Source organism: Nostoc sp. 106C, from assembly GCF_002154725.1.
In the GTDB taxonomy this organism is placed as follows: Bacteria; Cyanobacteriota; Cyanobacteriia; order Cyanobacteriales; family Nostocaceae; genus Aulosira.
This window is the reverse complement of sequence record NZ_MTAW01000099.1, coordinates 62,547-75,553: the sequence shown is the minus strand read 5'-3', so window position 1 is coordinate 75,553 and position 13,007 is coordinate 62,547. Positions and strand designations below refer to the sequence as shown.

General features: G+C 40.4%; 7 protein-coding genes. 5 read left to right on the top strand and 2 right to left on the bottom strand.

From position 1 onward, the window contains the following. Positions 1 to 537 precede the first annotated feature (537 nt). The 4 genes from BV375_RS13175 (at position 538) to BV375_RS13160 (ending at position 8,629) form a co-directional block, all read left to right on the top strand. On the top strand, positions 538 to 3,075 hold the full coding sequence (locus BV375_RS13175; protein WP_086761124.1) for a proteasome protein: 2,538 nt from the start codon (positions 538 to 540) through the stop codon (positions 3,073 to 3,075). 56 nt (positions 3,076 to 3,131) lie between these two features. Continuing rightward, positions 3,132 to 6,536 carry a virulence factor SrfB gene (locus BV375_RS13170; protein WP_086761122.1) on the top strand — a complete coding sequence of 1,135 codons (3,405 nt, stop codon included), beginning with the start codon at positions 3,132 to 3,134 and terminating at the stop codon, positions 6,534 to 6,536. Positions 6,537 to 6,677: 141 nt separating this feature from the next. Beyond that, on the top strand, positions 6,678 to 7,763 hold the full coding sequence (locus BV375_RS13165; RefSeq protein WP_086761120.1) for a hypothetical protein: 1,086 nt from the start codon (positions 6,678 to 6,680) through the stop codon (positions 7,761 to 7,763). 50 nt (positions 7,764 to 7,813) lie between these two features. Beyond that, positions 7,814 to 8,629: a DNA adenine methylase gene (locus BV375_RS13160; RefSeq protein ID WP_086761118.1), complete on the top strand. Its 816-nt coding sequence runs from the start codon at positions 7,814 to 7,816 to the stop codon at positions 8,627 to 8,629. A gap of 196 nt (positions 8,630 to 8,825) precedes the next feature. On the opposite strand, the gene BV375_RS13155 is transcribed toward BV375_RS13160, so the two are convergent. Further along, complete coding sequence (locus BV375_RS13155; protein WP_086761116.1) at positions 8,826 to 10,556, bottom strand: AIPR family protein; 1,731 nt, start codon at positions 10,554 to 10,556, stop codon at positions 8,826 to 8,828. Positions 10,557 to 10,888: 332 nt separating this feature from the next. Between BV375_RS13155 and trpD the strand changes: the two genes are divergently transcribed. Further along, positions 10,889 to 11,956: an anthranilate phosphoribosyltransferase gene (gene trpD, locus BV375_RS13150; RefSeq protein ID WP_086761114.1), complete on the top strand. Its 1,068-nt coding sequence runs from the start codon at positions 10,889 to 10,891 to the stop codon at positions 11,954 to 11,956. On the opposite strand, the gene BV375_RS13145 is transcribed toward trpD, so the two are convergent. Continuing rightward, positions 11,886 to 12,935, bottom strand: a complete 1,050-nt coding sequence (locus BV375_RS13145) for a retropepsin-like aspartic protease (RefSeq protein WP_086761112.1) — start codon at positions 12,933 to 12,935, stop codon at positions 11,886 to 11,888. The genes trpD and BV375_RS13145 overlap by 71 nt on opposite strands. Positions 12,936 to 13,007 lie beyond the last annotated feature (72 nt).

The window sequence follows — 13,007 nt, the reverse complement described above, 5'->3', positions numbered from 1 at the left end:
GGATTTGGGGGATTCTCCCCCAAATCTTGGTTTTTGTCCGACAGATGAGAACTCTTATCACCTTAACTGAAGCGTATTGCCTCATAGGCAGTCACAAGGAATGGGGAAGGGGACGCGGGGAATGACAAAGGACAAGTGACAAATGACAAAAAGAGATAATTCGCGATCGCACCCTTTTTTGCCAAGAGCGATCGCGAATCTAACCGATCATGATTGCCAAATATATCTCTATGCAGCACCCTATCTAGTTTTCTGCCTCTAATGCCACTATGCAGCAGATTTTATCGATGCACTTGATTTTTAGGAATGCATATAGTTGATTATCTGATATATCAAACTGAAAATAGTTAACAAAAAGCACAATTTCTAAGTTTATTTTGCAAAATTTTAGGATTAAAAATTAGTTAATTTTTTTTAATTTTGAGATTGCTTCGCTGCGCTCACAAAGCTTGGCAATTTTGAATTAGAACAAAGCGGATGTCACATTTTTTGTGTTATAAAACTCACAGCAATTTATCTTAGAGCCAAAAATACTCTATGGAAACAGAACAACTGGAGCGTTTTAAAGAATATGGCGAATTCATCCTCCAGAAATTAGACTCTGTGCCTGAATATCCCTCCAAGCAAGAAGATTGGGTACCAGCTAGTCTTGATGAGAGTCTGTTTCGCCTCCGGGAAGCTGCCGAGAAAACTGTAGAACTTGCTACTTCACCAGTGAAAATCGGGGTGATGGGTGAATTTAGCAGCGGGAAAACTTTGCTGTTAGGCAGCTTGATCGGATACGCCGATGCTTTACCAGTTAGTGAAAACCCTACGACGGGCAACGTTACAGCCATCCACATCATACCTCAGGACGGCTTTGCAACTACGCAGTTAAGCAACTTTACAGTCGAGTATCTTTCTCACGAAGGTGTGAGTGATTGTCTGCGGTTCATGATTGGGGAAGCCAACCGTCGGACAGTGGCCGCTGGACTCCCACCTGCGTTGCTATCGAAGCTGAAACAAGGAAAAGATATTCTTAGCTGGTGTGAGGAAACATGGAAAATTAGCAATAATTTAGAGTTACGTTATCTACTGCGGGAATTAGTATTATTTGTTCGTGCTTATCAATCTTATGGTGAAGTCATGTGTGGTGGTTGCTACCAAATTGATGCTACCACTGCCCGTGAGGGATTGCAGCTAGCCGAGCAGCCAATGGCAATTCAAACTATTAACTTTGATGATTTACCGCCTGCTCATATCAAATTACCGAGTCCACCTCAAAAATTACCATCAAAGTTATTGCAGAATAGTTTCCCGCTAATTCGTCGTGTAGATATAGAAGTAAAAATCTCACGAGAAATTTGGGATGTTACTGGTGCTTCGGAATTTATTCTGCTCGACTTTCCAGGGTTGGGTGCTGCAAATTCCGGAGCGAGGGATACATTTTTATCGCTGCGAGAATTAGCAGAAGTTCAAACAATTTTGGTGCTGTTAAATGGTAAATCACCAGGAAGCGATCGCGCCAATAAAATCTTTACGATGATGCAGCAGCAGCGTCCAGGACAAGACCTCAAGGATCTAATTCTTGTAGGTGTGGGACGCTTCGATCAACTTCCCCTAGAAAGTGAAGGTGGAGAAAGAGAACTCGACCAACTAATTAACGATGGTGCAGACAATCATCGTTTACAGGAAAGTAGCGTTTTCCAAAAACTCAAAGTTCTGCAAACTACTATTGATGGTGCTAGTGCATTTACAACCCAAAAAGATCGCATTGTTTTACTGTCACCACTACTAGGACTGGCTGATTTAGCAAAACGTTCAACAACAGTAAAAGCCGGCTCACCAGAATTTTTGGCTAACCTAGACTATCCCGATTATTTAGACCGTTCCAAGCGGTTACAAGATAAATGGGGACGGTTAAGCGATCGCTTATTAGCATCTGATGCGCGTAATTATCTTGGGAGACAACTAGGTTACTTTGCTCAAGATGGCGGGATCAGCAAGCTGCGGGAATTGATTCAAAACCATGTAACTACTCATGGTCTGAAACAACTTTATGAAGACACTAAAAGAGCTGCTGATGCTGTGCGTCAACAACAGGATAACCTCAAAACTATTCTACAAGAAATTCACGAGCAAGGTATGCCAACTTCAGAGAGTCCAGCTTTGCTAGATTTGCGGGCGGCGATTGAAAATTTGGATAAAACCTACAGAAATTTCCAAAAAGATTTAGGTAAAGAACCGCTCAAAGATAGACGCGGAATTGGTGTCAGCGATGTTGTGAAAGACGAGCTAACATATAGAATTCTTAATTGGAATCAGTGGACTTTACTTTTCAACAAAGCTAATAATGGCACGATCGCACTTACCGAATCTAAAGGCGCAGCCGGGAAGTTATTTGATCGGGGTAACAAAGTCAATACTACCATTCCTACCAAAAGCGACGATTTTTATCCAACATTTGCCAAAACTGTTCAAGAAGTAGAAGAATTTGCCCGTGATCGCATCCGGCAAGCAATTGTAGATTTGCTGAACAAATTATCAAATATTGTCGCTCAAGAACGTGAATATTTGCAAGCAAATCTCCACTCAGAAATGGAATCAGATATCGAATCTAAATTTGGTATTGAAGAAGCTGAACTTTTTTATAAACTGCTATTAGGTTGCGATCCTAACCAATGGCAAGAAGCAATTATTTCAGAAATTCACAGCAAAGAAAAAGCAATTTCACCAGAAATTATCTTCCCATTAGCGCGTCAAGATGAGAAACACAATATAGGTCAAATTTTTGATTGGGCACCAGAACGAAATGGCTCACCCAGATCTAACAATCACCAGCTTTTTGTACTGCGGCTACGGGATGAAATTACTGCTAGCGCTAGTCTTCATCTTGTTCAATATGTTAGCGAAGTCAATCAACAAGTTAATGCAGAATTAGCAGGTGTTTTGGATCAAATTATTCCTAGTTTGCAAAATCTTTCTAAAAAAGAAACATTACTCAGATATATTGCTGCTGGAGAATCGCCTTCACAGTTATCTATTCCTACTTGGTTACAGATTCTTTCAGATATCTCAGTTATCAATTATCAGTAACCAGTTATCAACTCACTAATTAGTAATAACTGTTTACTGAATAAGGAAAATATGCAATGCCTGTGGAGATTCGGCTGTTACCTCGCTACCAAGTACGTGTTAAAAAAAATAGTGAGTTGGATATTCCTGCTATCCAAATTCTTCCTTATGGCAGTAATATTCCTTACATTTATCGCATTACTTGCACTGTCAAGGGAACACCAGCAGAATTAGTAGCAAAGATTCAACAAGCATATCAACAATATTACTCTGCCATTCCTAGCAAAATTTCTTACATCAGGCAATTAGGACAATATCCTTGTAAATTAGAGCAACCTTTAACACAGCCGATAAATTGTAATTTACAGGTAATTGTTGAGTATTTTGATTCTGATGCGGCGGGTAATTCACTACTAACGGTAAGAAAGCAAATCGAGGCTGACTGCAATCTCTTCTCCCAAGCTTTTGTGCAGCTACCAAAGCAAACAACAAAAATAAATACTAAAATGAACCCTTTTGAACTTAATAGTAATAAAGCGCCAAGCGAGCAACAAAAAAGATTTCCCGGCTGGTTTGCCTTAGATTTTGGCACATCAAACTCTACGGTGACACTGTTCGATCCAATTGAAGTACCAATTGCCGAAGTATTACCCAAAGAACAAGAAATGCGACTGCGCGATCGCATGGCACAATGGTTAAATTCCCCCGCCTCAGTTGCTTTACCAGATATCAGTGCTAGTGACTGGGAAAAATTTATTACTGACATTAGTAAAAATTTGGAGATTGAACCTAGCCGATTAAGTGAAGTTTTTGAGAGTGATAACAAAGAGCGATTTTTAGAAGCAATTCGCCAAATTGAATTATGCTTAGGTACTAGCGATCGCTTCCGGCGTGCAGTCAGCAAAAAGCTTTATCAGATATACCATGAAGTCTTTCGCGTTCCTACTCTAGAATCGCAAAATCTCATCCCGGTTGTATTAGATATCGATCGCCGCAGTACCGAAATTAAAAGCGAGTTAGAAATTGCCAAACTTGCAGCTTTAAAACTGAAGATGGGTAGAGAAGCAAGCGACAACAGAAAAAAGGCGATCGCCCAAGGAACCAGCAGTGCTTTAAAAGAAATTATCAGCCGATTTCATCACTCACCCAAACGCTATTTTGGTCAGGATCGTTCTTTCCCAGTTATTTTAGATGAATCAGAAGAAACAATAAATGTTAACCAATTAATTCAAGCAGCTTGGGGACATTTAATTGAGTTAACCGAAGACTACCGCCGACGCGCTAGACGTAGGTTTTCGGAAGGAGATTTTCTCTCAGCAGTTGTTACCTATCCCACCGTCGCCCCACCTGTTGTTCGCAAAGAAATTAAAGAATTAGTTGGACAGTTAGGGCTTGATGATGTCCAAACTGCTTATGATGAAGCCGTTTCTGTAGCGATATTCTTTCTCTGGCGAGAATTTGGCGGTAATCTCAATATTGGAATTGAATCTTTCAAAACTCGTTGTCGCCAAGAAGGAAATAAATGGTCGCAAAATGTTCTCGTTTTAGATATTGGTGGCGGAACTACAGATTTAGCTTTAATTGAACTAACTTTAGAAGATAAAACTCCCTTCTTTGCCGACAATGAAGACCGAGGCTTAGGAGGACGCTACTATAAACTTACACCTAAACTATTAGGTTCATCTGGGCATTTACAGTTAGGTGGAGAGTTAATTACTCTGCGCATCTTCAGACTTTTAAAGTTAGCGATCGCCGACTTTTTATTAACAGCCGTTACCACAGGCGATTTAGAAAGCGACAAGCTAGAAGATTTAATTAACTCCGAATTAAACGAGCGTTTTCTCGAAAATGGACAATTCAAAAGCGGCAGTATTTTAAAATGTTTGGATAAAGAAAATCCCGAAGGTGATGCTGCTTATAAAGATGCCTTAGATACGGCTGAGAAAGTATTACCTACCCGATGGCAACAAGCACCCCAACGCCTACAAACTTTTTATACACTCTGGGATCATGCCGAAGCTGCCAAAATCAAACTGGGACAAAAGCCAGCAGAAGACGCTTCTCCTTTAACGTTTACTCTCTCAGAACAGCAAATTTCCGAACTGCTAACTCAAAGTGCGATTAAATTCCAGGTAAAAGATCCCAGTAGCATCTGCCTTACTATTGATAGTCAGCAATTCGATCGCGCTGCATCATCATCAATTAAAGAAGCGATCGGTATAGCCCAAGGTTTGATGGATAGTCGCTTGCGTCCCCAGGATAGCACTGTGGATGCTTGGAATACGCATAAAGTTGATTGGTTAATTTTATCCGGTAAAACTTGCAGCCTCGACCTCGTACAGCGCCACATTTACCAAGAATTTAGTAAATCTCCTTATTTTGTCTGGAATCCAGAACGAATTACCTTTGTGCTGGAATTTACCAAATTAGCCACCTCCGCCGGTGCTTGCTATGCCGAGAAGCTACGCAGATTAAGATTTGACCCCGAAGAGTCAAAAGGATTACTACGTAAAGGAGCCAACCAACTAGAAATTGACGTCAAGAACCTGTTTTATTATTTACCTTGCAACTTCAAACGCAAAACCCAAAGCAACGAACTGCTAACAATCTTTAAAGCCGGACAAGAACTCTATCAACTAGCTGCTGAGGAAACTGTAGCCAAAGTTCGCACTGAGTGGCAGGGGATACAGTTAACTAACATTATTTATCGTCAAGATTACGAAGACGGCGACTTGCGGCTTTGGGGTAGCTTCGATGGCAAAAGCCTGATGGAAAAACTGGGGTTGTCAGAATCAGACTTTCTTAGAAAAATCAAAGTCCAGTTTGAAATCGATCAAACTCTCCAGTTCAGCGTCTTGCTTTGTCAAGGAAATCCTCATTATTTAATAGATGTTTCTGGCATTGATGTCAGTTCGGTAATTTCTGCCGCCTCAGAAACTTCAGCACTGTTTGCTGATGGCAAATTGAAGTGGAATATTGCCGTTGAACGCCCCAATAAAAACTTGAATGATGGTGATATTGCCATTAACGTTCTAGAGTCAGCAACCGTCGATCAACCAGATGCCTACCATCTCGTATTTGAAGCCGATAAAGATGTGAGCAAATCGCTGCAAGAATTTCACTATTTACGCGATGGTTCACCAGAACCAGGAACCGGGTTAGTCAGTAATCCTTTGCCTCCCTTTCCTAATAATGGGCAACACACCTTCTATGTTGTGCAAACAGATGCCGAAACCAACACCAAAAAATGGATACGCATTGGCGCATTAAGCAAGCCCGATGTTACCACAGATTATCCTTGCCAATATCGTGTGACTCTCGACAATCAAGGTATCTTACGAATGCACGCCGGTGAAGTTCCTTACTGGATATCAAATAAACAAGAAAGCCTCAAGCAACCAGGATGTGTTTACCGCGCTGAACTAGAGTTGCAACCCAACGAAGTCGATAAAGAACGCGATCCCTTTTGCGGAATTCATTAGGATTGGTAGCTCACGCAAAGGCGCAAAGTCGCAAAGGAAAACTGCTTAAAATATCTTCCTGCGTGTCTTTGTGTCTCTGTGGTTCGTATAAAACTTACCTTCGCGTGAGATAAAAAACAGGTAAAACCAGAGGCGAAATTCATGCAGCACCTACGTCATCTATTAGAAACAGAAAACTCACATTTAGCCCAATTACTCCGGTTTAGCCTGTATGGAATACAAGCTTCTTTAAAGCAAGCCCAAAAAGAATTTCCTCTCGATCCTGGCGCTAAATTATGCGACGAAGTGCTGCAAGAAATTCACTCCTTATTACAACCAACATCCTACAAATCTAACTCTAATAGTGAATTAAAATTAAGTCGCCTCCAAGAAGCATTTGATGCTGATAAAGAACTCAAATTGTATTTAGGAAATTCCCAACTACAAAGCCAAACAGACGCAGAATTATGGAACGAGATTCAACGTAAACTGCTGCGGGTTCCAGAAGACTTGGCTACATCGTGGCGACAGCGTGCCTTAACTCTGGCTCAAGAAGTGGGTGCAGTAGAAAACACTTCGGATCTCTATCCTCTACCCTTCATCCGCGATGAAATTATTTACCCTGGACTGAGTGGTACTATTCAAGCTAAGGGTTTGTGTTTGTCTGAGAAAGCACTATCTTATACAGAAATTGCTCAAGCAAGTAAATCAAAAGATTTAAATTTCCTAGCTGGTTATTTATTTTTATGTATAAATATTATCGAAATAGAACCAGATTTACATCATGCGTTAAAGAGCGTTTTTAGCTTTGATATTGTCTCCTTAAACTCCAAGCCAGAACAGCAAAACCAATATATTGAAGCTTTAACACACCGCTTTCAACGCACCCAAAAAGCTGTAGAAAATGCTGATTCAGTATCAACCCTACGTGCTTGGATTGACATGGATGAAGCAATCCACTCCTTGGTATTTATTCCCCCAGGCGATCGCTATTCTTGGTGGGGTAAACTACAGCAAGAATCACGACGTATGCTGAAAAAATTTGTAGACCAGGCAATTAATGCAGGAAATGAAGTCAAAATTCGCCAATTATCAGGGCTTTACGCCGATATCTGCGCTTTAACAAAAGATGACCTGCAACTAGATTGTGGCGGTAATCCTGGGGAAGTTTTGACCTGTCTGCGAGTATATGCACGCATTAATCAAGAAGATTCTCCAGGGCGTGTAATCTTTCGCTCATCACGATAATCGTTGGTACTTTTTATCCTAAAATTTTCGCGATCGCAGCAAATTAAATTATGCTCAAAAGCCCACTTCGTTATCCAGGCGGTAAATCAAAAGCAATCAATCAAATAATTGAATACTTACCAGAAACTTTTTCTGAATTTAGAGAACCATTTGTGGGTGGTGGTTCTGTATTTATCTATTTAAAACAAAAATTTCCAGAGCTGAAAATTTGGATTAATGATTTAAACCGTGAGTTATTCCTATTTTGGAAATTTGCCCAGTCTGATATATTTCAACTAGGCTCTGAAATACGTAGGATTAAGAATAAATATACAGACGGTAGATTACTATTTACAGAATTAACAAGTGTCAATGTCAATAATTTATCTGATTTAGAAAGAGCAGTCCGCTTCTTCGTCCTCAACAGAATTACATTTTCGGGAACTGTAGAATCTGGTGGTTTTTCTCAAGAGGCTTTTCATAAACGCTTTACTAACTCATCTATAGATCGTTTAGAGAAATTAGAGAGTATCTTATCAAAAGATATTTTAATTACTAATTTAGATTATAGTGAATTACTAAATTCAGCAGGTGAGGAAGTATTTCTATTTCTAGATCCACCATATTTTATTGCTACAAAATCTAAACTGTATGGCAAAGATGGTAACTTACATACCTCTTTTGAACATCTAAAATTTGCTGAATTATTGAAACAATGCCATCACCCTTGGTTAATCACATACGATGACTCGCTACAAATTAGAGAAAATTTTCACTGGGCTAATATCTCAGAGTGGGAATTGCAGTATGGGATGAATAACTATAAGCGGAGTAATGCTGCCAAGGGAAAAGAGTTATTTATTACTAACTATAAAATTTTCTTGTAGTGAGGACTTAAGTGTTCAAATACAGCAATTTGCAGTTTAATTTACCACAGTAAAGGCACAACAATGTTATGCCCTTGCAATACTCTGTACCTCACTCTTTTGCAATATGCTGTGTTTAGGTTTAGCCCAAAAGGAAGCGATAGCAGCATGATACAAAAATAATTACAAGGTACAGGAAGTATTTCTAGCTTTAGGCTTAGCCTTTAGGCGACACAAAATTTTTGAAGGATGTCAACACAGGATTAGGGTTAGTAAGTTGATTTGTATAGATAGCAGTGCTAACGCTTGTAGCAATATTGTTAAGAACATTATCTTCAGAAAGAAGTTCAGATAAATCCTTATTGGTAGAATTGGCAACATACGCTAAAACAGTAGTAACTACTGGTAGCCACAAGGCAATTAAGTCATTAATAGACTTATTTTTAGCATTAGCTGTATCAGGAGTAAACGCAACTTGTGCTAAATCAGTTTTTTCATCAAGAATAGACTCAAGACATCTCCCAATAATAGCTATCAAAAAATTTTTGAACCGAAGATTTCTGAACAGAGAAATCTGCTTTTCTTCTAAGCTAAGTAATCTATTGCTATTCTGCCTAGTCTTGAGTTCTAATTTTCGAGCATCTATGGACTTGGACAGCGTATGCACAAAAAGTATATGCCTAGCTTTTTTATCCTTAAATGCTTGTTCGTAAGAACTACGACGCTCAAATAAAGAATTTTTACCTCTACTAGCACTCTGAAATTCCCCAGAAAATGCAAGCATAGGTTGAATAACTTGTTCAATACCTAATCCAATTGATGACGAGCTAAAACCTCGCTTCAGTGAATAGTCATAACCTAAATTTTTAAATTCGTCAGCAATACGTTTTTGTTCAGAGCTATTACTGTACTGATCCCAGGTTGTGATTTCATTTTGCGTATTGTTATATTTTACTATTTGACTAATAGTATTAGCATCTGAACATTGAATAACACGGCATAAAACTTTGACAGTTTTCAAATCATGCTTAGTTAAATCTACCGAACCAATAGAACCAGTAGTTTGAGCACCATTAATAATAGAAATTCCTTGAAGAGTTGTGTTAGTTGACTTGGTTTCGTCAAAACTTAATGTCAAAATAGTGATTCCATTATTATATACCCAAAAATTATTTGGATCACTTTCTGCTGATTGACGAATACCAGTGTTAATTTTCCGGCGTTTGGTTATTCCTAAAAAGCCTCTATAATTCGCCGAAAATAGGTCATCACTATATTTATTGAATAAATCTCTCAACCATGTTCCAGGAACAGATAGTATTGCAGATTTCCAAGACGGACCTTCTTCGGTAAACTGTACTTTAGCGGGGCATAGAATAGTTTCCTTTACTGCTATAGATGATTCTTGTGCCGAATAAAGTCTATCAAGCGTTTCAGTTCCCAATTCTCGCGAGAAAACTTTTATATTTAAATCTCTTGACAAACTTTTTTCAAGATAAGCAGCAGCAGTATTTAGTTCTTTAGACACATTGACTGATTCTGGAAGATTATGCACATAGAGCAAATCAATCTGCTCTATATCTCCATTTTCCAAAGCTTTTCGGCAATCGATAATGATAGCTTTCAGCTTCTCTGGAACTTCATTCAAATCTCCTGACAAGAGCCAAGCAGATGCAGTGTTTAGATCAGATGCTTTATTAGCAGGAGCACTATCAACCTTTCTAGAAGAGTAGTAGCCTTGAGCAAATACAATCCTCTTTAGATCCCAATCAAGATGTATAAAATCTATTTTTTTATCATTACCATTATCTGTAAGAGAGCTAATGGCTAACTGCTCTGTATCCGGGCAATCTAAGTAAAGAGCCATTGCCCAAGCTAAATAGGCATTTCCTTCACCAAACTTTTGAATAAGAGATGCATTTGCTTTAAAAGCATTTAAGTAAATCATAATGTCAATGTATAAAGTAGTTTAGTTATTATATGTAATGTTTATACGTAATCAGCAAAGTAGGTATGATTATAGCTTGCTGTCCTAGCTATATAGAATTATGCCGCACCTTTATGTAATGCCAGCTGCAAGGGGTCATACTTTTGACATCAATGAACATTGTTGTGCCCTTAGGATAATTTAGTGTTCAAAGCGTGTATTCCATACAAATGAAAAGCGCTTTGTCTCAGCACTAAAGTGTTTACTACAAACTGTTTCCCATTTTCCGGTAGGATAGCTCCCAGACTCATCAACGAAAGCTCAACCCTACCACACGCAAACAGACCTTTTCTATGACAAGTTCCCCCATCTCCACGCCAGAAACTTCACCTAGCTGGTATCTCCTGCTGCAACAATTAATCGATGGTGAATCTTTATCCCGCGCTCAAGCTGCTGAATTGATGCAAGGATGGCTAAGTGAATCTCTACCTCCAGAGTTATCGGGAGCAATTTTAACAGCACTGAACTTTAGAGGCGTTTCTGCTGACGAGTTGACTGGAATGGCGGAAGTATTGCAGTCTCAATCTTCCTTTCTCAGAACTCAAAACTCAGCACTCACCAGTCTCATTGATACCTGTGGCACTGGCGGAGATGGTTCATCAACTTTTAATATTTCTACAGCAGTTGCTTTTGTGGCGGCTGCCTATGGTGTACCTGTCGCCAAACATGGTAATCGTTCGGCTTCCAGTTTGACAGGAAGCGCCGATGTCTTGGAAGCTTTGGGTGTAAATCTCAGTGCCCCTAGCGAAAAAGTACAAGCGGCAGTCGAAGAAGTGGGGATCACTTTTCTATTTGCCCCTGGTTGGCATCCAGCACTCAAGGCGGTTGCTACATTGCGGCGGACTCTTAAGGTACGGACTGTTTTCAACTTACTCGGGCCGTTGGTAAATCCTTTAAATCCGACTGGGCAAGTGGTAGGGTTATTTACTCCCAAACTTTTGGCAACAGTTGCCCAAGCTTTAAACAATTTGGGTAAGCAAAAAGCAATTGTTTTACATGGGCGAGAAAAACTGGATGAAGCGGGGTTAGGAGATGTAACCGACTTAGCAGTTTTATCTAATGGTGAGGTGGAGTTAACGACTGTAAATCCCGAAGCTGTTGGTGTAACGGCTGCTACTATAGGTGCCCTCAGGGGTGGGGATGTTCAGGAAAACGCTGAAATACTCAAAGCGGTACTACAAGGCAAGGGCACTCAAGCGCAACAGGATGCTGTAGCGTTAAATGCCTCCTTGGCGCTGCAAGTGGCGGGTGCGATTCCATTACTAGACCATGCCCAGGGTATTAAAGTAGCTAAGGAGATCCTAGATAGTGGCGCTCCCTGGGTAAAATTGGAGCAGTTAGTTCAGTTTCTGCGGAATTAATCTCTGAGCGCGATTGCGGGCGAAATTCCACGACATTGCGTTTGATGGTGACATCGTAGTTGCCGAAAAAGTCGTGACCAAGCAGTCCAGTTTCTAGATCTGAGCCTGCGATCGCTACTGGTACTTTATTCACCATTACTCCAGCTGCTGCCATCGAATCAACATAACCAATCGTAAATTCCACTTGCTTAGAACTGGCTGTGTTCGCTTTAGCTTTGCCGACGGCTACTATACCTAAAGCATTTGCCATGTTTTGGGTAATTACAGTGCCACTAGCCCCTGTATCGACAATCATCTCAAATCTTCGTTGGCCATTGAAGGTAACGTCAATAATTGGTGTTCCCCCAATGCGGCGTTTGATTGGCGCGATAAAGACATCTTGCTCTTGCTCGATTTGTTGAGTTGGGACCAAGACCGACTGTGGTAATGGCTGCCGCTTTGGTAAAACTGGCGGTAGAGGTTGAGTTGAGTTGAGTGTGGTTTTTCTGGAAGGAACAACAACAACTACCCTTTGAGGCTTTGCCGCTATTGGCGGTAGGGGTTTTGGGGTAGCTTGATCCAAAGCATATTTGATCTGGCGCTGGTATTCTGAGATTTTGATTTGGGCGACCGTGAAATTGGGGCTTTCTTGCTGCACGTTTTTCATCAGCGCGATCGCATCCTGGAACTGACTCACCACCAACTTCCAATCATCGGGCGATTGGGCAGATTTACTGATCGTCATCGCACCTGCGGCTTTGTCCAGCGCCATTTCAAAAGAATTTAGTTCAATTGCCGAAGGAGTCTGTGGCTGTGGTTCTGGGCTGGATAATGGTGTTGCTTCGATAAGAGGCGATGCTGCTGCATTTTCCACAGGCGTAGGCTGCTCATGGTCGCGAGTCGCAGTATTTTGCTTGTCTTCACTACAGGCAACACCCAAAACCGCTAGCGCACTTGATAAAATAATCAGGATTGCACGGGATAAAAAAGACTGGAGCATAATTAACTTCGATTTTACCTGCCCAGAGGGCTGCAAATCTACCTCTCCCCACCTATTTCCTTAGAAAGAAGT